Annotated in this window: 18 protein-coding genes; 5 read left to right on the top strand and 13 right to left on the bottom strand. The window is 52.3% G+C overall.

Annotation, left to right across the window (positions count from 1 at the left end):
• Window positions 1–90 precede the first annotated feature (90 nt).
• Window positions 91–1140: a P-loop NTPase family protein gene (locus tag ABCO64_RS09740; RefSeq protein ID WP_253457256.1), complete on the bottom strand. Its 1050-nt coding sequence runs from the start codon at window positions 1138–1140 to the stop codon at window positions 91–93.
• A gap of 163 nt (window positions 1141–1303) precedes the next feature.
• Here ABCO64_RS09740 and ABCO64_RS09735 point away from each other — a divergent pair, with 163 nt between their 5' ends.
• A complete protein-coding gene (locus ABCO64_RS09735) occupies window positions 1304–2923 on the top strand; it encodes a putative manganese-dependent inorganic diphosphatase (RefSeq protein ID WP_253457258.1) in 1620 nt (539 codons plus the stop codon).
• 166 nt (window positions 2924–3089) lie between these two features.
• Here ABCO64_RS09735 and ABCO64_RS09730 read toward each other — a convergent pair whose 3' ends face one another.
• The gene (locus ABCO64_RS09730) at window positions 3090–4166 is read right to left on the bottom strand and encodes a GHMP family kinase ATP-binding protein (protein WP_253457260.1); all 1077 of its coding nucleotides are present in this window, start codon (window positions 4164–4166) and stop codon (window positions 3090–3092) included.
• Window positions 4167–4298: 132 nt separating this feature from the next.
• Here ABCO64_RS09730 and ABCO64_RS09725 point away from each other — a divergent pair, with 132 nt between their 5' ends.
• A complete protein-coding gene (locus tag ABCO64_RS09725) occupies window positions 4299–5390 on the top strand; it encodes a radical SAM protein (RefSeq protein WP_253457262.1) in 1092 nt (363 codons plus the stop codon).
• Here the strand turns inward: ABCO64_RS09725 and ABCO64_RS09720 are convergent.
• Genes ABCO64_RS09720 through mutS form a run of 5 tightly spaced genes read right to left on the bottom strand, consistent with a single transcriptional unit; the run spans window position 5332 to window position 12762 of the window.
• Window positions 5332–6030 (bottom strand): glycosyltransferase family 2 protein, encoded by a 699-nt coding sequence (locus ABCO64_RS09720; protein ID WP_253457264.1) that lies wholly within the window; start codon window positions 6028–6030, stop codon window positions 5332–5334. The genes ABCO64_RS09725 and ABCO64_RS09720 overlap by 59 nt on opposite strands.
• Window positions 6027–7007, bottom strand: a complete 981-nt coding sequence (locus ABCO64_RS09715) for a glycosyltransferase family 4 protein (RefSeq protein ID WP_253457267.1) — start codon at window positions 7005–7007, stop codon at window positions 6027–6029. The genes ABCO64_RS09720 and ABCO64_RS09715 overlap by 4 nt, the downstream gene beginning before the upstream one ends.
• Window positions 7004–8317: a protoporphyrinogen/coproporphyrinogen oxidase gene (locus ABCO64_RS09710; RefSeq protein WP_253457270.1), complete on the bottom strand. Its 1314-nt coding sequence runs from the start codon at window positions 8315–8317 to the stop codon at window positions 7004–7006. Before ABCO64_RS09710 ends, ABCO64_RS09715 begins: the two co-directional genes overlap by 4 nt.
• A gap of 52 nt (window positions 8318–8369) precedes the next feature.
• Entirely contained in the window at window positions 8370–10136 is a 1767-nt protein-coding gene (mutL, locus tag ABCO64_RS09705) for a DNA mismatch repair endonuclease MutL (protein ID WP_253457273.1), read from the bottom strand.
• Entirely contained in the window at window positions 10129–12762 is a 2634-nt protein-coding gene (gene mutS, locus ABCO64_RS09700) for a DNA mismatch repair protein MutS (RefSeq protein WP_253457276.1), read from the bottom strand. The genes mutL and mutS overlap by 8 nt, the downstream gene beginning before the upstream one ends.
• A gap of 108 nt (window positions 12763–12870) precedes the next feature.
• Between mutS and ftsA the strand changes: the two genes are divergently transcribed.
• The gene (gene ftsA / locus ABCO64_RS09695; RefSeq protein WP_425463701.1) at window positions 12871–14265 is read left to right on the top strand and encodes a coenzyme F390 synthetase; all 1395 of its coding nucleotides are present in this window, start codon (window positions 12871–12873) and stop codon (window positions 14263–14265) included.
• Window positions 14266–14312: 47 nt separating this feature from the next.
• Window positions 14313–15977 carry an AMP-binding protein gene (locus ABCO64_RS09690; protein WP_253457279.1) on the top strand — a complete coding sequence of 555 codons (1665 nt, stop codon included), beginning with the start codon at window positions 14313–14315 and terminating at the stop codon, window positions 15975–15977.
• A gap of 2 nt (window positions 15978–15979) precedes the next feature.
• On the opposite strand, the gene ABCO64_RS09685 is transcribed toward ABCO64_RS09690, so the two are convergent.
• From ABCO64_RS09685 to ABCO64_RS09665, 5 genes are all read right to left on the bottom strand, one after another.
• Entirely contained in the window at window positions 15980–16303 is a 324-nt protein-coding gene (locus ABCO64_RS09685) for a DUF3784 domain-containing protein (RefSeq protein ID WP_253457282.1), read from the bottom strand.
• A gap of 1 nt (window position 16304) precedes the next feature.
• Window positions 16305–16514: a DUF5683 domain-containing protein gene (locus ABCO64_RS09680; RefSeq protein WP_253457284.1), complete on the bottom strand. Its 210-nt coding sequence runs from the start codon at window positions 16512–16514 to the stop codon at window positions 16305–16307.
• A 32-nt stretch (window positions 16515–16546) separates the two neighbouring features.
• A complete protein-coding gene (locus ABCO64_RS09675) occupies window positions 16547–18091 on the bottom strand; it encodes an MBL fold metallo-hydrolase (protein ID WP_253457287.1) in 1545 nt (514 codons plus the stop codon).
• 69 nt (window positions 18092–18160) lie between these two features.
• Window positions 18161–18367 carry a helix-turn-helix transcriptional regulator gene (locus ABCO64_RS09670; RefSeq protein ID WP_256472469.1) on the bottom strand — a complete coding sequence of 69 codons (207 nt, stop codon included), beginning with the start codon at window positions 18365–18367 and terminating at the stop codon, window positions 18161–18163.
• 2 nt (window positions 18368–18369) lie between these two features.
• The gene (locus ABCO64_RS09665; RefSeq protein WP_253457290.1) at window positions 18370–18720 is read right to left on the bottom strand and encodes a DUF3796 domain-containing protein; all 351 of its coding nucleotides are present in this window, start codon (window positions 18718–18720) and stop codon (window positions 18370–18372) included.
• 291 nt (window positions 18721–19011) lie between these two features.
• Between ABCO64_RS09665 and ABCO64_RS09660 the strand changes: the two genes are divergently transcribed.
• On the top strand, window positions 19012–20436 hold the full coding sequence (locus ABCO64_RS09660) for an aldehyde dehydrogenase family protein (RefSeq protein WP_253457293.1): 1425 nt from the start codon (window positions 19012–19014) through the stop codon (window positions 20434–20436).
• On the opposite strand, the gene ABCO64_RS09655 is transcribed toward ABCO64_RS09660, so the two are convergent.
• The gene (locus ABCO64_RS09655) at window positions 20433–22304 is read right to left on the bottom strand and encodes a sensor histidine kinase (protein ID WP_343089334.1); all 1872 of its coding nucleotides are present in this window, start codon (window positions 22302–22304) and stop codon (window positions 20433–20435) included. The genes ABCO64_RS09660 and ABCO64_RS09655 overlap by 4 nt on opposite strands.
• Window positions 22305–22357: the final 53 nt, after the last annotated feature.

Here is a 22357-nt window from a genome sequence, read left to right as displayed (position 1 = left end):
GCTCATTATTGAAGCACTTGAAATCATGTGACTACGTTTTCCGGGAGTTCAGGGTATAAATCTCAGATACGGTAAGATCAATCATACTGCTCACTCCCAGACGATCCTGAGTTTTCTGAGGAGATCATGCACCCCGAGAACCGCCTCCGGGCAGATCTGGTAGCCACCGTTCTGTTCCATGATGATGCCACGCGAGAGGAGACGATAGAGTGTCGGGTTGATATCATACTCAGAAGCCGCCACTTCCTCAAGATATTCCCTTGAGGTGGAGCCAGTCATGGCTATCACTCCGAGGATAAAGGCATCCTTCCTCACCAGAGGATCAACGATCCTGACAGGCTGATAATCCTTCAGGTTCACAGTCGGATACTCAAAGCTCTTCTTCCAGATAGCCTTTCCAATCCCCGGATTTCCTTCAGCCATCCGCGTGATTTTCCGAAATACCAGTTCCTCATCAGAGAGTGTCTCTTCGGCTTTGCGTTTTCGAAGTACCAGGGTATCAAAACTGAATCTGGGAAATGGCACTCTAACCGGTTCTTTTTTGAGGGGCAGGCTGACTTCGCGCCGTTCGATCCCAAGAAATGAGGGGAGTTCGATGTCAACACCCCCGATAAACTGAAGCTCGGCATCAGTGTATTCTTTCAGGATGCACTCGCGCATCTCTGTGTCCGAGAGAGGAGGGATGGTGATGATCCGCGGAAAGATCCGCTCAACCTCCCGTACCCTCCGCAGATAGTTCCAGGCATAGAGATTCCATGTTGTGATGAAGAGGGAGTTGGACGTCACAACCTCTTCGAGGAAGTCATCCAGAACTGAAAAACCTCCGATTTGCCGGGAGAAGAGGTACTGGCAGCCATCCATTACAAAGATCGGCTTTGATGACTGGTAATCCAGGAGACCGCGTTTACTGGTTATCTGTGATCCGTATTCCACAAGAAAGATGTCGCTGGCATATGCTTCATGGATCGCCGAAATCAATGTGGATTTTCCCGAATATGGAAGACCGATGATGGCAACATTTTCCCTCTTATCTCTGCGATATGATTCAATTGCGTCCTGTATCTCTGCAAACTGATTCTGAAAAACAGCACATGAATTATTATTTGTTGCCTGAGCCGAATCAGCGGTGTTGCCCATCATCCAATCACACGACAGATTATCAGGAGATATGAATTTAAAGGTTCCTCTCTGATTCCGTATCTGCCATCAGGGCAAGACATATCACCGTCAATGAGAAAAGATCTACAGATTTCTTATATAAAAACCAGGTCAAGTGGTTTTGGGCAGAAAGGAAAGGGAGACAATGACAAACAGCATCTATGTGATAGGGCATAAAAACCCGGATACTGACAGTATATGCAGCGCCATTGGATATGCCGCATACCTGAACCAGCAGGATTTTGGCAGGTATGTACCTGCACGCTGTGGTGAGATCGGTGCAGAGACAGCATTTGTCCTCTCACACTTCGGAGTCGAAACCCCGGTTCTTATCGAATCAGTGGAGCCGACAGTTGCCGATATTCCATTCACCTACACTCACAGTGCAACCATGGATCTCCCGACGATCGATGTTGTCGATATGATGGAGGAACAGGATGTCAGAAATATACCGATAACAGATCATGAAGGATTATTTGTCGGTCTCGTCTCAGAACACGGACTGGCACGGGCTTATGTCCGCCGTACCCGCATTGAACCCCTTTCTGTTCTCCCAATCGAGATCGGAACACTGGCACGTATCCTCGAGGCAGAAGTGATTGTACAGAACCACGATCTCCTCGAAGGAAACGTCTATATCTCAATTGATGCGCTGCATGTTACCCTCTCCCGCCTGACAAAGGATGATATTGCCATCGTCGGAGATAATGAGCCTTCACAGCTTGCCCTCATCCAGGCTGGCATTGCGCTTTTAATAATCGCCGATAATGCTCCCGCCGGGGAACGGGTGATCACTGCTGCAAAGGACCAGGGTGTCTCCATCTTCTCAACAAAACTCGATGCATTCGGTGTTGCCAAGATGATCAACCTCTCGCTTCCCGCAAGCGAAGTGATGGCAACCGATGTTCCGATCATCCACCAGGACGATGGTCTGGATTATGTCAAGCAGCTCGTGACAAACTCCAGGTACCGGACGGCATGTATTGTTGATGAGGATGGCAGACTCCTCGGCATGATCTCAAGGAACACATTCGTCTATGATATTCAGAAATCTGTCATCCTTGTCGATCACAATGAGTACAGCCAGGCAGTCGATGGAATTGAGAATGCCGAGATACTTGAGATCATCGACCACCACCGGCTCGGTGCGATGACGACATTAAAGCCGATTCGGTTCGTCATGGAGCCTGTCGGCTCCACCTCAACGATCATCGCCTCTATCTACCAGGAGAGCGGGCGGGATCTTCCTGATTCCATCGGCGGAATCCTCCTCGCAGGCATCCTCTCAGACACCCTTGGCCTGAAGATGTCAACAACCACAAAAAAGGATGAAGAGATGGCTGCATGGCTTGCAGAGAGGACCGGGATTGATCCTGTGGATTTTGCCATCTCTCTCTTCAGGGAAGGCATGGAGCTTGCAAGCTTCTCGATTGAGGACCTGGTAAAGAAGGATCTGAAGCGCTATAGCCTCTACTCACGGGAGGTGGCAATCTCACAGGTGATGGCACCATCAGCGGAGTTTGCAAAACAGCATGACAAGGAGATCCGATCCACGATCGAGAACCTCAGGGAACTGATGGAGGTTGATATCTTTGTGGTGCTGATCACAAGTGTCTTTGAGAATGGATCAGATCTCTTTGCTGCAGGTGACGAGCATACACTCCAGCGTCTGGGCTACCTGGAGCAACCTCTTCGTCTTGAAGGCGTCATGTCACGAAAAAAGGACTTCCTGCCGCAGTTTGGACAGCTTATCAGGGGATTATAGACTCTTGTGGCTCCCCCAACAGCCCTTCTTCAATCCCGCAAGATACAATCATCCAGAACCAGGACTTTCATTTCTTTAAATACAAAGCAAGCGTGCTGCCATACGTCGTTAGTGGGAAGATTGTCAACATATTGCCAAGATCCGAATAATTGTCCTCCATCATACCTCACGCCGGGGGGATCACCCGGACACCTTCGTTGTCAATCTCAGTTGCTACCGCAATTTCAAGTCCGAGGGGCTTCACCAGCTCCTGCATCTCCTGTTCTGTCCTGTCGGTGATGATCGCAATTGCAGGACCAACTGAGCTCATTGCCACAAACTCAAGCCCTGCTTCGCGGAGACGGCTCATGTACTCGTAGAGGGCGAAGCTGTGGTGTTCAACCTCTGCACGTTTGGATCCACGGAACTCGATCTCCCACATGATATCGCCGATGGTTCTGAGATCACCCCGCTCAACCGCCGGAATCAGATCCATCAGCATCATGTATGCCTTCAGCTCGCGATCCCGGTAGTCAAGGGTTCTTGCACGGGTCATGAGAAGAGAGAACTCGTGTTCGCCCGCACTCGACACCCCGGATGGCGGGATGACGATGTATACCTGCCTGCCTGCTGCAAATGGATGGCGATAGACAAGGGTGAGGCAATCCCCCATGATAGCAAGGCCGCCATAAGTCGAGACGGCTGGCCCGACCCCGGTCTCAAATCCAAAGACGACATCGCCGCTGTCGGTCTCCTCGACATAGTTGTTCCCAATGAGCATCCTGATCTGGTCCGGTGACAGGGGAGTTCCGAGGGCGGCATTGGCAGCATGGCCGACAGCTGTCAGCAGCGTACTCGTTGAGCCAAGGCCCACATGCTCCTTGCCGTGATCGGTTGCGACAACAGAGAAGCCTCCGGTATACCCGACTGCTTTTGAGAAGGCTGTCAGGAAATGGCGGATAATTGCCTCACGCGGATGATTGACAGTAATTTGTTCCGGCACACAGCAGACCTCTGCCTGGCAGTAGAGCCTGAGGGCAAAGCCAAGACCCCCCCCACCGGGATGGCCTGGTGCAAACCTGTTCATATCAAAAACGGTCAGGTGGATTCTTGCAGGGGCAACAGCAGTAAATGTCCCATCCTGTGGGGAGGCAGCAACTGTTCCTTCAAACCCGCATGTCCTGATCTCTTCCCCGGGCGTGAAGGCCGTGAACTCGTATTCGACAAGGTCAAGGTCACCCCCGCGAATCTTCATCGTTGGCATGATACTAATCTCTTAACGGTTCAGGATGCTCTATGATATCTTTTCTGATCTGTTCTGGGAACAGACGACTGCTTTACTTTCACCCTCCGGCCTCCGGGATTCATAATCTGGCAATGTATATGCCATAGTACCATGTCTGAAAAGCTCCGGAAGCTTCAGGCACTCTCACGATCCTGTTTTGATCTGGCAGCAACAGACGCTGCGAATGAAGCTGCCATGGTGAGAGGCGGGTACCTGAAGATGCTGCTGCATGGCAGATGCAGTTTCGACTGTGCATACTGCGGGATCTGCCAAAGGGAGAAGGCAGAATCGTTTAGCCCGCATGAGCTTGCAAGCCTCATCTGCTGCCTCTATGAGACAAAACGGGTGAAGGGGCTCTTCCTCTCAACCGGCATCCCCCGTGACTGCGGGGAGAGCATGGATGACCTGCTTGCGTGCGCCACACTCCTGAGGCGTGGAGGGTTTGCCGGGTACCTGCACCTCAAAGTGGTGCCGGGCGCTCTCAGGACAGATATCAATGAGGCGGCACGGCTTGCTGACAGAATCAGCATCAATCTCGAGGCGGTCAGTCAGGAGCGGCTCTCTCTGATCGCGAGTGTGAAAAATTTTGAATCCGACCTTCTGCGCCGGCATGCCTGGGTGGCTGAAGCCGCCCCGGGCCGCCACACCACCCAGATTGTGGTCGGGGCGGCGGAGGAGACGGATAGCGAGATCCTCTCCTTCATGCACCGGGAGTATGGGAGATTTGCTCCTGCAGGTATCTACTATTCGGGGTTTACGCCCCTTCCCGATACCCCGCTTGCCGGTGCTGCACCAGCTGATCCCGCACGATTGAAAGGACTGTATGCAGCCGATGCGCTGATCCGGGACTATGGTTACTCCCCGGATGAGACTGCTCTCTGTCTCAATGAGGACGGAGATCTCCTGCCAGGAGACCCAAAGATCAACGCTGCCGGATCAATCCGGATCGACCCATCCTCCGCCACACGGGAGGAGCTGATCAGGGTGCCGGGGATCGGCCCGAAGGCAGCTGAGCGGGTCATCAGCATGAGGGATGCCGGGGAGCCAGTGACAGAAACGATGCTCAGAAACGCTGGGGTTGTGATGAGGCGGGCAGGGGCGTATCTGGTGATCGGGGGGAGGGTGCAGGTGCGGCTCCCCTCCCTCACTTATACTCCCGCTTCGAGTACTGGTACGTCTCATCATCCCCGCCTTTTGCGGTGATATACACCCATTCATAGAGCGACTTCAGGGTGCCGAACTGCACGTATCGTCGCATCGAGAACTGCACCCTGAGGTTTTTATCCAGCTTCACGCAGCCGATCTGCCGCATCCGGCGTGCGATCTCAAGGTCGTCCCCTGCATCGATTGTACGGTACTGTCCTGCCTCAAAGAACGCCTCCCGCCGGAATGCGGTGTTGCAGCCGAGGGTATAGTAGAGCGTGCCTGAGTAGTAGCCAAGCCGTGAGAAGGTATTGGCAAGGCCAAGCGATATCTTATGCTGTATCCCGGGCTCTATCGGCTCAACCAGCCCATAGAGCTGGACAACCCTAGGATCGATGAACCCTGCCTCTATCCTTGCAAGCCAGTTGTGAGGGATGATGCAGTCTGCATCGGTGGTTGCGATGATATCCCCCTTTGATAGCTCTGCACCGTCGTTTCGTGCACCACCGACTTTCTTCGAGGTCTGGATGAAGACGAGATCGGCATATGCTTCTGCAATCTCCCGTGTCCGGTCATGTGAGTTGCCATCGACGACGATGATCTCGTATGATGACCGGGGGAGTGACTGGTTTGAGAGGCTCTGCAGGCACTGTTCGATATTTGATTCTTCATTATACGTGGGAATGATTATCGAGATCATGCTTCCTCCGCAAGCCGCCTGTATGTCCGTATATGTTCATCAGCGATTCTACCGATATCAAAAGGTTCAGTGAAGGAACGTGATAGTTTTTTCTTCTGCTGAAGCGCCGTCTCATCACGCAGAAGGGATTCTGCTTCATGAATATCCCTGAAGAGAAGTGATGCGGGACCAAAGACCTCCCGGAACTCCGGGATATCACGTGCCACAACCGGAACACCGCACGAGAGCGCCTCAAGGAGCACCATCGGCATAATCTCGGCATATGAAGGCATAAAGAAGATATCCGCCCCCGCATACGCCTCGGTGATATCCGGGACAAAACCAGTGAATATACAGTTTTTACCCAGATTCCGCTTCTGGTATTCTATTCGTGCATAATCTTTGGAGAGGACGCTGTAGGGATAGCCGCCTACCCATACAAACGTAACATCGGGCATATGCTGCGCCAGGTGAAGAAAATCATAAATCCCTTTTCTCGGGGTTTCCTGGGCAACCGTCAGGACAACCGTCGCATCGTCAGGCACCCCGATACACTCCCTGAAACGCCTGCGTTTCTCCTCATCAGGCCTGAATTTATCCCTGTTCACCCCGTTTGGAATAAGGGTCGTCTCCATATCCGGGAGCATCGCCTGGATCTCCCGCTGGCTTGGGGGAGTGATTGCAATGATATGATCAAATTTCCCATAGATCTTTGGATACTGGTTATTGATGATGTTTGAGAAGGCGACGTTGCCATCATTGAGACGTGGTGTTGAATGAGCTGTCAGAATCTTGACTCCCTTGCTGTAGGATCTGTGTGTCAGTGCCATTGGGCCAAAGCTATGGTAGTGCACAACATCAAAGTCAGCATTATACGAATTCCAGGAGACATCAAGGTGATCGCGGTTCTGGATCTGCCGGTAAAGCGTCCTTGCAAGCGTCGAACATCCGATATATTTAAAAAAGAAGATATCCTCGACAAAAATGTCTGCTTTCATCGAAGTTGCTCCATAAATGAGAAGACACTCCTGATACAGCCATCCATATTCAGGTACTCAAACTGGGAGAACCGGCCAACGAGATGGATGCCAAGACCCTCCAGGTATGACCGTACTATGTGGATATTTTCCAGGTACGCACGATCATAGACCACGTAGGCATATTCTGTTCGAAAAACAGTTGTATGAGTTACCGGCTGATCCAGAGGTATGACACCCATCTTCCTGAGGCTTGCAACCGTTTCGTTTAGGATCTCCTCATCAGAGAGAAGGGAGATGGGATCACCCTCATTATACGTAATCTCTGCAAGCACTGAGGCGTGGCCCTCTGGTGCAACATGATCACTGTAGTTTGAGGGGAACGAGATCCGGTTAAACGTGCCGGTCTCCTTATCCGGGATATAGACCCAGGAGAGTGGCGGGGCAGGTCCTGGAAAACCGATGCCGACACTGATCAGTGAGTTGTACTGCAGCCTGTCAACAGCATTCCAAACGTCGGAGGGGACACCCGGCAGGCTCGCAATGAGCGCCTGGAGCGGGATCGTTGAGATGACCTGATCGGCGGTGTAGCTTCCATCTGCAGTCCCGATGATCCAGGTGCCATTTTCATAGGTAAGAGAGCTGACCTCCGCACCATGAACTATCTGATCATGTAACGGATCCGCAATCGCAGAGACCAGCGCCTCGATCCCGCCTATGGCAGGATAGCTGAAGACTGACTGGTGGGTATACCCTTCGGTCTCTATCCCGATTGCGGATTTGATGACATCTTCAACCGGTGGACGGGGCACCCTCCCTTCCATCCAGTGAGCCGACATCTCTTCAGTCGGATAGTTCCAGATCTTCTCATTATATGGAATCAGGTAGCATTCGGCAATACCGCGGCCGAATGTCCCGAGGATCCAGTCCCTGAAGTTCTCAGGAGCCGGGATCTCCCCTTTCTCAGCCGCTATAATGGTCTTTATAAATTCATTGATACAGAAGAAGAGATCGTCTTTTGGGAGGGCAGAGAGCCCGTTTTCAAATGGATAATTAATATAGAGTCCTTTATAGAAAATTTTCGTGTTGCGGTTCCGAAACCCGAGGTTCTCACCAAGCAGGTTGTTCATAAACGAGAGAACTTCAGCGTCCCTGGAAAAGATGATGTGGGATCCGCCACAATCAAACGTAAACCCGTTCTCTGTATGCGAGCGGCAGAGACCCCCGATTGTACGTTCCTTTTCAAGGATGACCACCTCTTCCCCTGCTTCATGCAGAAGCCGGCCAAGTGTTGCGCCAGTCAGGCCAGCACCGAGTACAGCCCATCTCACAGTATAGCATTTGGCTACAGATCATTATAATCGATCTGTCTTGCGTGCCAGATCATCTCCTCCGGAAGAGGTGTTCCAGATCAATTTTGGAATACCTGATGATTGCCGGCCTCCCATGGGGACAGGTGTAGGGCGGAGGAAGACTGTAGAGCTGCCCAACCAGGCGCTCCATCTGTTCCCGGGAGAGGAGCGTGTTTCCTTTTATGGCAGTTCTGCATGCAATTGTTGTACAGATACGGGATTGCCGGTCTGTTGCCGGTCCCTGGATACCATCGATTATCTCCTGCAGAAGCGAACGGATCTCATCGGGATCGTCCAGGTTCTTCCATCCTGCAGGAACTGCCCGTATTGCCCAGGTATCTCCTCCGAAGTCTTCTATGGCAAACCCGGCAAGACCAAGATCCCGGGCGGCATCATGGATGATTGCCCCGTCTCGTCTCGAGAGCCGGACGGTAACCGGGATGAGAAGCTGCTGTGACTCGATCAGGCCCTCCTTTTTCTTCTGCAATGCCTCATAGACGATCTTCTCATGTGCAGCATGCTGATCGATGATCAGGAGATCCCCGGTATCGCTCTCTGCCAGGATATAGGTCCCATAGAGCTGCCCGAGGATTGTGGGGAGAGACGGATCACCTTCAGAAGATGGACTTGATGCAGGGATGCTGGTGATCCCGGTCTGTCTCAGCTGCCGATCTGTTCTGCCGTAGATTGCCGCACCTTCAGATACCCGTGAAACCGGGTATTCTGTCTCGGTCTGTCTGCCTGATACTGAGGATGCACTGGATTTCCCCTGTGCGGGTGCAGCCGGAAATAGTCCATCTGTCTGGAGAATCGCCCGTTTTACCGTTTCCCTGACAGAATCTGTAACCTGACGCTCAGATGAGAACCGTACCTCCCGCTTGGTTGGATGGACATTCACATCTAGTTCATTGGAATCGATTCTCACGTCAAGTACAGCAAACGGGTATTCGCCTTTCTGGAGGGAAACCCCAAACCCTTCCCTGATTGCACGGATAAGAGGCTGTGAGACTATCTGGCGTCCATTGACGGAAATATACAGGGATCGCCTGCTTCTCTGACCAGGAAGAGGATAGGCGACATACCCGGATACCGGGATATGTCCCTGAATCGGATCAAGACTGATCAGGTTTCGAGCACGCTCTGCACCAAAGAGATCCTGGATCGTCTCCAGTATATCACCACGGCCTGATGTGTGGAACTTCTCCTTATCCTGGTGAAGGAGGTGGAATGCGATCCCCGGATGTGCGAGTGCTATCCGTTCCACATGATCGAAGATATGGGCAAGTTCTGTTGAGACGGTGCGGAGGAACTTCCTGCGCGCAGGCGTGTTAAAGAAGAGGCTTTGTATCTCAATAGTTGTCCCTGGCGGTGCACCAGATTCAGATGAGCCCGTAATCATGCCGCCTGAGAGTGTAACCCGTGTACCGGCAATATCATCTGCCCGGCGTGTCGTGAGGGTGATCTCAGATACTGCGGCAATGCTTGCAAGCGCTTCGCCCCGAAACCCAAGTGTGGTAATCGCAAAGAGATCGTCTGCCTGCCGGATCTTGCTTGTGGCATGCTGGCGAAAGGCTGTTGTCGCGTCTTCCGGTGACATGCCGCAGCCGTCATCGGTGACAGTGATCTGCCGGACTGCGGAGCCGTCACTTTTGACTGCAATGCGTATTCTGAGTGCGCCTGCATCTATTGCATTCTCGACAAGCTCTTTGACAACAGATGCAGGCCGCTCAACCACTTCACCCGCGGCAATATGGGAGACAGTCTCTTCATCAAGGAGATGGATTATGGATTCAGTCACGTGGCTGTTCACCTGCTCTTTTTTTGAGATCCGAGAGGGCATTCAGTGCTTCAATCGGGCTCATCGAATCGATATCAAGGGCTCGTAATTCATCAATGAGCGGGTTTTCTGCTCCATTGGATTCCCCGATATCCGAGATGAGGAGCTGGGTATACCGGGGGCGCCTTGGCCCAACTGATTCTCTTCGTTCCTCCTCATGGAGTGTGTCATGGAGTATGGTCTTTGCCCTTGCAAGTACCTTCTCAGGCACGCCGGCAAGACGTGCGACATGAATTCCATAGCTACGGTCTGTTGCGCCGGGAATGAGTTTCCTCAGAAATGTAATCTCTGATTCAGTCTCGCGGACCGCAAAGTGGTAATTCCTGACACGTTTCAGATCGGATTCTATCTCGACAAGCCGGTGGAAGTGGGTCGCAAAGAGGGTTCTTGGGCCGCGTGATCGCTTCCCGTGGAGAAACTCAACAACTGCCCGTGCGATACTATAGCCATCCACCGTGCTGGTACCCCTCCCGATCTCATCGAGGATGACCAGGCTCTGGTCGGTTGCATGACGGAGAATATGTGCCAGCTCCACCATTTCAACCATGAAAGTGCTCTGGCCTCCTGCAAGGTCATCAGATGCGCCGACTCTGGTGAAGATCCGATCCAGAATGCCAATCTCTGCAGCATCTGCCGGGACAAACGATCCCACCTGTGCCATGATACAGATGAGGGCAACAGATCGCATATAGGTCGATTTTCCAGCCATATTTGCGCCTGTGAGGATGAGAATCTGATCCCCTGAACAGGAGAGATCCGTATCATTTGGCACATACCCCTCAGGTACGGTCTCTTCCACAACCGGGTGGCGGCCGCCCCTGATGGTAATGTCTGATCCCTCATTGAGAGAGGGGCGGGTATAGCCACCCCGATCAGCTGCACCTGCAAAGGAGAGGATGAGATCGATTGTGCCTGCTGCCCTCGCCCCCGTCTGAAGTGTTGGGACAGCCGGCCGGATTGTATTGATGATCTCCAGAAAGAGTCCGGCCTCGCGTGCAAGCGCTTTTTCATCTGCAGTGGCTATCCCGGTTTCATATTCACGGAGGATCGGAAGCGTGAACCGCTCTCCTGATGCAGTCGTCTGCTTTCTCTCATAGTCGGGAGGGACACGGCCGAGATTGGCTTTTGTCACCTCGATATAATAGCCAAAGACCTGGTTGTAAGCGATCTTTAAGGATTTTATCCCGGTCCTTTCACGTTCGGATTCCTGGAGAGAGAGAATCCAGTCTCTCCCGGATCCTGCTGTTTTCCTGAGCAAGTCGAGTTCTTCGTCATAGCCATCAGCTATGACCCCGCCGTTTTTGATTACAAGTGGCGGATCATCGGCAATTGCGGTGTCGATGAGTTCAATCAGTTCCGCAAAATTAGCAATATCAGATGCAAGATGCCGAAACAGGGGAGGAGAATCACTTTTTTGGACTTGCGCAATTCCCTGGAGGGAAGAGAGGGAGGCAGCAAGCTCAACCAGGTCACGGGGAGAGGCATTGCCATAGGCTATCCGGCCCGATATCCGTTCTATATCTCCACATGCTGAGAGAAGCTCGAGAATTGCTGCTCTCTCCAGTGGGTTGTTCAGGAACCATTCCACCAGGTCAAGCCGATCATTGATATCCCTGATGGTTGTCTTTGGCTGGACAAGTTCAGCAGCCAGCTGCCGCTTTCCCATCGGTGTCTTCGTCCGGTCAAGGACAGCAAGGAGCGTGCCTGACCTGTCGCCGCGGAGCGAGCGGATAATCTCAAGGTTGCGCTGGGTTGCAGCATCAAGCACCATTCCACCAGATTCCTGCAGGACAACAATCCCATTCAGGTGGGGAAGCGCATTCTTCTGGGTTTCAACAGCATATGAGAAGGCAGAACCTGCAGCACCAACTGCAAGCGGCATGGTGCTGATACCAAACCCCTCAAGGGTTGCCACACCAAAATGGCGGCAGAGCCTGGTGTTTGCTTCATCAGGGTCAAAATCACCGGGATGCCGCTCGGTAACAAGAACCCGGTAGTTTTCAAGGAGGCTTTTGATTCCGGGGTCGGTTCGTTCAGGAACCAGGCACTCCGCAGGACGCAGGGATGCAACAAGAGATGTAATCTCCGCGAGTCCATCGGGTTTTGGGATGGTTTTTACCGAGAATTCTCCGGTGGTAATCTCAAGCATTGCCACACCAAAGACCTCTCCTTTCCGATCCGGGAGCAGAGCCATCAGGTACCTGGAATCTGGTGCATCGATCATGGAGGGATCGATTGCACATCCGGGTGTGACAACCCGGACAACATCCCGTTTCACCACTCCTTTTGCCTTCTTCGGATCCTCAATCTGTTCGCAGATGGCAACGCGGTGGCCACGCCTGACAAGGCGGGAGATATAGTTCTCGGCAGCGTGGTATGGCACACCGGCGAGTGGAATGGGTTTTCCGGATGAATCTGATGATCGGGATGTCAGTATAATATCAAGCTCACGTGCACAGATCTCGGCATCCTCATAAAAAGTCTCGTAGAAATCACCCATTCTGACAAAGAGGATGCATCCCGGGTACTGGCTCTTCAGATCCTCCACCTGTTGCATTGCAGGAGTAATCCGTTTCCGCGTTGCCATTCGTGTGTAGAGATCGCATCTGTGTGATGAAAAAGGTTAACGATCCGGGTATGGGCAAAATCTCCGCTCAGAGGATATCATCTGCGAGGTGCAGACAGCATGGTCAGAATGGGAAAGGTTATTGCATCTGCTGCCATGCTTTTCTCTATGGGCCAGGTTGGGTACTTCAGGGAGACGATCGAGACGATGCCACGCGGAGATCTCGATGGGATCATTGATGAGCGTGTCAGGTATACAATCAGGTACGCACACGATCATTCGCCATTCTATCGGAACTGGTTTAAGGATCATGGCATCAATGTCGCTGATATCAGGGAGCATGAGGACCTCCTCACGCTCCCAATCATTTCAGGGAGCACGATTCGGAATAACCAGCCACCGATAACAGACGGGTTTCGGTTCCTCTCCTCGAGAATGGACGAGGTATATACTATTCATGAGACGAGCGGGACCTCAGGCGTGCCAAAGTCGTTCTTTCTCACCTGGCAGGACTGGCTCAGGTATTCGGAGAAGTACGCGCGGATATTCCGATCCTATGGGATATCAAAAGGTGACCGGATTGTCGTCTGTGCCAGTTACGGGATGAATGTCGGTGCGACGATGATGACGCTTGCCGCCCGGCGGACAGGAAGCACGATTATTCCTGAAGGGAAATGTACCTTTCCTATCAGGGTTATCAAAAATTATAAACCGACTGTCGTGATCGGATCTGTCTTCAAGCTGATCAGGCTGGCGAGAAGACTCCAGAACGAGGGGATTGATCCAAAAGAGTCCGGTATAGAGCGTCTTGTTGTCGGCGGGGAGAGTTTTGCCGAGGCATCAAGGAGATATCTCGGTACCCTCTGGGACTGTGAGGTGTACAATACCTACGGAAGTACTGAGGGGACGGTGTGCGGGGAATGTGTTGCAAAAGCCGGCCTTCATGTCCCCGAAGACTTAATCCACATGGATCTCTACAACCCCCGGATGGATTCCTTTGTTCCGGATGGTGAATACGGCAGGATCATCCTGACGAAACTCCTGCCTGTCGGGGAGCGGTGTGGAACACTCCTCATCAATTACGATACTGAGGATGCAACCGCAGTCGTTTCGCGTGAGCGGTGTGCCTGCGGACGGACATCGGTTCGGATCAAGACACCTGAGCGGGAGGGAGAGCGTTTCTGGATCGAAGAATACTCATTTAACCGGGTGGATATCGAACGCGGGGTCTTCCAGGAGGAGAATATGGAGTACCTCACTGGCGAATACGAGGCGTTCCTCTATGGAGGGCGCGAGACAGATTCAACGATCCTGCGGGTAAGCCTCGAATGCAGGGATCCCGCACACCTTGATGCAGAGCTGATCCAGGAGACCTTCAGGAAGGCATTCTTCCGCTTCAAGCCCGATCTCAGGGAGCTCTATATAAATGGCACCCTTGAAATACTCTTCCACTTCACAGGACCTGGTGAACTTGAACTCTATAAGGTTCAGGGGCGGCCAAAACGGGTTGTTGACAGGCGGTGATACAAAACCATCTGGTTCAAGAGGAGTCATAACCAATAGTCAGGTTCATGTTGCAGCAGGAACCAAACCTGCCCGATTATGAAAAGGGCTATGCAGGCTATTCCATCGATATTCCGGAGTATTATAACTTCGGTTTTGACGCAATCGATGCGATGGCGGAGAGAGACAGGAACAAACTGGCGATGATCTGGGTGAACCAGAATGGAGATGAGTTGTTCTACACATTCCGCCAACTGATGAACCTCTCCAACCAGATTGCCAATATGCTCATCAAGCGGGATGTCGGCAAAGGGGACAGGGTCCTTTTAATGCTCCCGAGAGTACCGGAATGGTGGACATTTGCGCTTGCCGCAATCAAGCTTGGTGTCGTCTTCTGCCCGTGCCCGACGATGCTGACCCCACAAGATCTCAAATACAGGGTCAATCTCGGAAAGTTCAGGATGGTCATTACTGACATGGAGAATGCCTGGAAGGTGGACGAGATATGCGAGGACTGCCCCTCACTTGATCTCCGGTTTGTTGTTGACGGTGAGCTGCCAGACTGGATCAGCTACCCGGTGGAACTGAATTATCCTGCTCCCGCGTCCCATCGTCTTGCCCCGTTCTCTCAGACAAAGAAGACAAAGGCAACAGATCCGATGGTGATCTTTTTCACATCCGGAACAACGGGAGAGCCGAAGATGGTGGTTCAGGACCACAGCTATCCTCTTGGACACCGTATCACCGGAGAATACTGGTATGATCTGAGAGAGAATGATCTGCATTTCACGCTTGCTGATACCGGCTGGGCAAAGTCTGCCTGGGGGAAGTTCTTTGGCCCGTGGATCTGCGGAGCCTGTAATTTTGTTTACGATATCAGGACAAAATTCAACCCCACCGAGATCATCCCCCTGCTCGAGAAGTACGAGATCACCACCTTCTGTGCTCCACCAACGATCTTCAGGATGCTCATCCTGGCTGATCTTGATGCATTTGATCTCTCTGAACTCCGCCATTGCGTCAGTGCAGGTGAAGCCCTGAATCCGGAAGTGATCAAGGTCTGGAAAGAGGCAACCGGCGTGACGATCTATGAGGGGTACGGCCAGACCGAGACGGTCCTCTGTATCGGCACATTCCCCTGCATGGAGCCAAAACCAGGGTCAATTGGCAGGCCTGCACCCGGATGGGATATCGAGCTCCATGACGAGAACTATAAGCCTGTTTTACCAGGTGAGATCGGAACAATAGCAATTAAAACAGAACCCCGCCCCATCGGACTCTTCCGCGGATACCTTGAGAACCAGGAGGCAACAGACGAGGTCTTTGTCAACGGATTTTACTATACCGGAGACAAGGCAATGATGGATGAGGACGGGTACTTCTGGTTTGTTGGCCGTGATGACGATGTGATCAAGAGCTCAGGGTACCGGATTGGGCCTTTTGAGGTGGAGTCGGCACTCCTTGAGCATCCGGGTGTCAAGGAGTCTGCGGTTATTGGTGTGCCTGACCGTATCCGGGGGACTATTGTCAAGGCATTTGTGATTCTAAATGATGGGTATGAGCCTTCAGACAAGCTTGTCCGTGAAATTCAGACCTATGTGAAGCATGTGACAGCCCCATACAAATATCCACGGGTAGTTGAGTTTGTCCCCGATCTCCCAAAGACGATATCAGGAAAGATTAAAAGAAAGGAACTGCGGGAGATGGAGCTTGAGAAATTCAGCTCCACCTGATTTTACTCAGCATCAAACTTTCTTGCACCCACTGCAACGATAATGGCTGCAACCGGGATGACGCCTGCCATATAGACAAGGAAAAGAAGCACCGAATAGAGTGGAAAGAGCCACATTATCACAAATAACAGTCCTGCTCCTATCCCAAGCGCAAGGAGACTGTTGCCAACCCAGGCTATAAGTCCATCGGGATCACGGCATTTTTTGGGATCAAATCCCGCAATCAGGTTTGTCATCTTCCGGATCTTGATAAAGTAGCCAAGAGCAATGAAGACCACCGCAATAAACTCGGTGATGAGCAGAATGAGGATAGGTGCGCCGTTCATCTCAATGCTCCTTAGCAACCACGTATGCATCATACATGCTGTAGACCCAGACGATGATGTAGAGGGGGATACCGATGATCACAGACGAAAGAAGTGCAAAGATCACTGCCAGGATAAAGAGGGCAATTGCTTTGAGAAATTGTCCCGTATAGAATTGTCCAAGCCCCGGTATGAAAAATGACAGTATGACTGCCAGAATAGGGGATGCCATGGTATAACCATCACATCCAGAATAAAAAAGCCTTATCCAGGATGGCGGTACTGCATGACTGAGCCGACTGGGACAAGGCTTCCATTCAGAATGACCGAGACTGCACCATGGCCCCCGCAGACGAGGCACCTGCCTCCCTTCTCCATCATGGCACTATCGATCTCCCCTGCAAGCGCCATCAGTTCATGGCGTTCAGTCCGGGCAAGATCCGAGTCGACATTGACTGAAGTGACAAGGAAATCCGCAAGAGAGTTATATTCCTGACGATCCGGAGTCAGGCTCCTGAAATTCATCAGGGCGTCAGCAGTGAAGAGGAGACCCAGATCGGGTACAAGCAGAAATACCTGGCCATGGATATGGCCGCCGAGGCTTTCGAGCACCTCAACGTGGTGATCTCCGATTTGGAATGTATCGATGATCGGGAAGATACGGCGGTAACCGAGGATTTCTGAAGGGAAGAGAAGACGGTTTTTTGGAGGCGTGCAGTTCGAGAAGAGGTTGATCATCTCTGTATACACCGATTCGAGGATCAGGTGTTCGCTTTGGGATCCATATCCCCGGTTATTACAGTCGATGATTGCCGCTGTTCCCTCGTGAAGATGAGTTCCCATGCTGAAGAATCCTGCACCCCCACAGTGATCAGCATCTGCGTGTGTGCAGACGATCCGAAAAAGGTCTCCAAAGCCGTGCAACCCGATATGATGGAGCATATGATCGAGATCCTCATGATAGATCCCATAGCCGGTATCTACCATCATCCGCCTGGCACCAGCAGAGAAGAGAAAGACGTTTCCACCACCCGGGGGCTGGATGCAGACGAGGTGGGCATCACCTGGCAGTGACAGCTCCTGGTAATCGGCATAGAAGCCATCACCTGTCGTCCGGGAGAGGAATGTCCCGATACGGTAGATGCTGTCAAAGACGTCCCGTGGGTTCTCTCCCCTGTTTGTCAGCTCCTGAACGACATGATTGAGATCCCCAAGGAGCGAGAGGAGGAATTCATCATTTGCCTCACCAATGAAGGGACGTATCTTCTGGGCAAAGCAGATGTAGAATATGGTCTCGTCCAGGGCTTCTCCGAGTTGATCGTACGCAAGGATCTCCAGCCGGTACCTGCTCTTGATGGCATCAATCACCTCCCCGACACGCGGGGAGTCAACAACATTGAGCCTGAGCGTCAGGCGATCCGGGTTTTTGCCGGTGTCGTCAAAGTCGATTTCCGCAACATCGGCACCTGCCTGCCCGATGGTGGTCAGTACATCATAGAGCGCACCGGGCTGGTGGGGTATCGGGAGGTAGATGTGCAGGAGCAGGATGTTGATCGGGGGGATTGTGGATTGAAGATAGCCGATATCCAGAAGCTCCTGCCTGATCTGCTCATACTGGCCTTCAGTTGCCGTCATCTCGAAGAAGACCGTATTCTTGTCGATCCTCCGGTCAAACTGTATGCGGTTTATATTGCCATTCTGCTGCCTGATGATACCAGCTGCTTTCAACAGAGAACCGGGCTCATCAGGCATCCTGGCAATGAAGGAATGCTTTCTCTCCATGCTCCAGGTAATCTGGGGCGTCATCATCCCTTAACCTTCGCTCCAGGAGCACGCCCCGGAGCCTGGCGGCGGAATATTCCTGGAAGGTTTCGTTCTCTAGTCATCCTCATCGAAGAGAAAGACCTCTTCGATTGTACTCTGCAGTGCACGTGAGATCCGGTAGGCAAGAAGAAGGGAGAGGTTGTACTTTCCATTCTCGATATGGCCTATCGTCTCCCTCCGGACATCCACCATCTCTGCGAGCTGCTCCTGGGTCAGGTTGTGGCGTGCACGAAGCTCCTTCATCCGTGTTTTTATCTTCATGGTCACGCCGGATCTCCCTTCCATTCATAGAGATAAAACGAGAAGAGAAACGTCAGTATCTGTGCGATGAAGATACCGGCAAAGAAGAGTGCCGCTATTTCCAGGGACCGGGTCATTGCAAGGATAGCCATTGCAGCTGAAACTCCCAGTATGGAGACGATGAAGGCGTTGTATCCCGCCCGCGCAAGATTCATATGGAGCAGTTCATCGGATTTACCAATGGCTGCAAAGAAGGCGAAAAAGCCAAAATATCCATAAAATCCAGCATTTCCCGTTACCAGGCCCAGTAGACCCAGGAATCCAAGAAGACCCAGCAGTCGTATAGGGTTCTTTTTCAACGTGGTCTGATTCATACTATCAATACCTCTCATAAAGTTACTTTTACATAACTCTAAGTTATATATACATCACATAAAGAGATAAATATTTCTCTTATCACCCACCTCATCCGGCATGATAAGAGAGATGGAATTAATCTCCCGGGAGTTTCTGCTGCAGATGTCACAGGTGTGAACAGGGAGATACACGGAAGCCATCTTCCAGTCAAAATTGCAATCTGTACTGGAAGCAACCATATGGATGATGGATATAATTGATAGTAGTCTGGTACAAGAGATATACCTGAGAGGAGTTGTGAGTGCGATATGCAGATGATGATTGGCGATTCATATGTCGAATCTGTCTCAGAAGAGCGCATCCGGATCAATAATCCCGCAAACGGGACGGAATGCGGCGAAGTGCCTGCCGGAAAGAAAGAGGACCTGGAGAGGGCAGTGTCTGCAGCTGAGGAGGCATTCCGGGGATGGGCAGACCTGCTCCCCACCCACAGGGGTATTGTCCTCTTCCGCTCAGCCGGGCAGATCAGGCGGGAGGCTGACCGCCTCGCCCTGATCCTGACAACAGAACAGGGAAAACCACTCCGCGAGGCAAAAGATGAGGTTCTCGGTGCTGCGGCGGTGTTTGAGTACTATGCGGGATCTGCATCACTTGTCAATGCCGGATATATAGATCAGATGCCGCGATATGGCGACGGAATTGTGCAGAGAAAGCCGCTTGGGGTATGCGGCGCCATTATACCATGGAATATGCCGATTTTAATCGCCTCATGGAAGATCGGTGCCGCCCTCGTGACAGGGAACACGCTGGTTCTGAAGCCGTCCATCCAGGCACCAATGGCTGTCCTTGCACTGGGTGAGATGATGCAGCGATCGGGTCTTCCACCGGGGGTGCTCAATATCATTACCGGTGGCGGGGAGGCAGTCGGCGATCCCCTCGCACGGCACCGGGGCATTGCGAAGATCTCGTTTACCGGGGGTATCGAAACCGGCCACCAGGTGGCTCGTGCCGCATCGGAATCGATGAAGCGGCTCACCCTTGAACTCGGCGGAAATGATCCGATGATCGTCTGTTCTGATGTGGAACCGGCTGCTGTTGCAGATGCGGCACTTGCGCTCCGCATGTACAACTGCGGCCAGATCTGCACCTCTCCAAAACGCATGATCGTCCTCCCCGAGGTCTATGATGCCTTCTGTGCCCGGCTTGAGGAGAGGGTGCAGGGGGTTGCTGCCGGAGATCCAACCAGTTCCCAATCGATGATAGGGCCACTCAATAATGCAGAGGGACTGGCAGGGGTAGAGGATGCTGTCAGCCTCCTGGCTGACGAAGGGGCACAGATAACCTGGGGGAAACTGCCTGACGGGCTGCATGATGCAGGATTCTTCCACCCGCCAGTCCTTGCAACTGGGTGTGGAGGAGACGAAAAAGTGCTTCGTGAGGAGATCTTTGGGCCTGTCATCCCGGTGATCCGGGCAGCGGATCTCGACGATGCGTTGCAGATCGCCAATAACACCAGTTATGGCCTCGGCGCCTCTATCTGGACACGTGATATGAGATCAGCCCGGGTTGCTGCAGATGAGCTTGAAGCGGGAATAGTCTGGATCAACCAGCATATGAAGCTCCCGCCGGAAGTACCGTTTGGCGGGGTGAAAGAGAGCGGGATCGGGAGGGAGAATGGCCGCTCGTTTGTCGATGCCTACACAGAGGAGAAGACGATTCTCATCTCCCGCTAACCCTTCTTCAGGGTGATGATAAACGAGAGCCCCTGTGTATAGTCTCCGGGCACGCGATCCTCCACCCGGATGGAGCCCCCATACCGGTCCACGATCAGGGTCTTCACAATAAAGAGGCCAAGCCCTTTCCCCCGGATCCATGAACTGCCCCGCGTATATCGGCCAAAGATCTCGTTTTTATGACTATCCGGGATCCCGGGGCCGGTATCATCGATTTGGATCATGACCCAGTCGTCTCTTCCGGTAACCGAGATCCAAATGGCAACTCCATCGCCACCGAACTTGAGGCTATTGTCGATGAGATTGGCAAAAGCCTGTGAGATGAGTGGATCAGCCAGCACAACGGGATCCTCGTCATCCATCGAGAGTGAAATCTCCGGGTGGGTATCTGCCTCGCTCCTGAGCAGAGGGGCAATATGGATCGGCTGAAGAGCTTCATCTCTCTCCTGGATCTCTCTCAGGGTTGATACACGGCTGATGATCGCATCACTCTTCTGAAGAGACGCCCGGATCTGGGGAATATAAACATCAGTTGACCCACGAACCTCTTCCTCAAGGAGAGCAAGAGCGAGCTGGGCGGTATGGTTTGTGTTCTGGATATCGTGCGTGATGATATCAAGGTAGAAGTTGGCCTGTGCGTGGGCGTCGCTCAGTTCACTCGTCCGCTCCAGTACGGTATCCTCCAGCTCCTCGTTCTTTGCTTTCAGTGCCTCTTCAGATGCAGAAAGCCGCTGCATCATCTCCTTCAGATGCGTAACCATAGACTGGAGAGAGAAGGAGAGTGACCTGAGTTCCGGCAGGCGCGATGGGGTGATCGGGTGGTCGAGGTCACCGCCTGCGATTCTGTCTGTATCATCAACCAGGCGATGTATCGGGCGTGCCAGGCGGTTTGTAACACCGTATGCCAGGATGCCGCCAAAAAGAACCGCCACTATTGCAATTCCAAGGTGGGTTGCAAGGAGATGAGCAAGTTCCTTCTGGATCGGCTCTCTCGTATACGCAAGTTCTGCAACCAGGTTCATCTCAGGGGGGTTGCCGATGCCCGAGAGATCAACAAAGATGAAACGGGTATATGAGCCGGTTGTTGGGTCCTCATGTACAACAGTCTCCCCGGTCTCAAGCACACTGGTGATGATCCGGGTGCGAGCGTCCAGAGGGGCATAGGACGAGTTTCCAACTTCCTCTCCAAGAAAATTATAGATACGGATCGAGGTGAGATACGGGTTCATCTCAAGGACTGGCTGTTTGATTTCCGTATACCGGAGACCCAGGCGCAGATCTCTCACCTCATCGCTCATATAACCAATCTCAAGGATATAGCGATTATCTGGTGTCGGGTGATAGACAAATTTCCGGAGTTCTCCGGTCTGTATCTCTGTTGTGATCCTGTCGGTGACATAGATGTTGCCTTCCCGGATAGATGTCAGGCGGCTGAAAAACTGCGGGTATATGGAAAAATCCATGAGGTGATCGGGAGGGTATGTCGTGTACTCAACAACACCTGCGTCATTGATAATATAGAGTTCATATTCTTCGCCCAGATCAGCTTTTAGCCCTTTGAGATCGATTTTTCCGGGATCGCCCCCGCTCTCCTCGTATGCCATGAGAAACCGGTCCATCGGCTCTTTCAGCTTATAATCAAGGGAGTGATCAAAGAGGTGAAGTCCGCGATCCACAAGCTCCATTGACTGGATAAGGGTATATTCGGTGTTCTCCTGGAGTGTCTGGCGGTTGTCCTCAAGCGTGGCTGTTGATGACTGGTAATTGGCAGCCAGCACTGCCCCGGTGGTAACAAGGATGAGAACAAGAATTACAACAAAGAGCAGCCATCGGAATGAAAGTGAAGGGGATGGCGTATCTATCTTCATCGTTTACCCACCATACTCAATTCATATGATAGCATGCTCCGGGGAAGCATAAG

Source organism: Methanocalculus natronophilus, from assembly GCF_038751955.1.
GTDB lineage: Archaea > Halobacteriota > Methanomicrobia > Methanomicrobiales > Methanocorpusculaceae > Methanocalculus > Methanocalculus natronophilus.
This window is presented reverse-complemented; position numbering and strand designations above follow the sequence as displayed.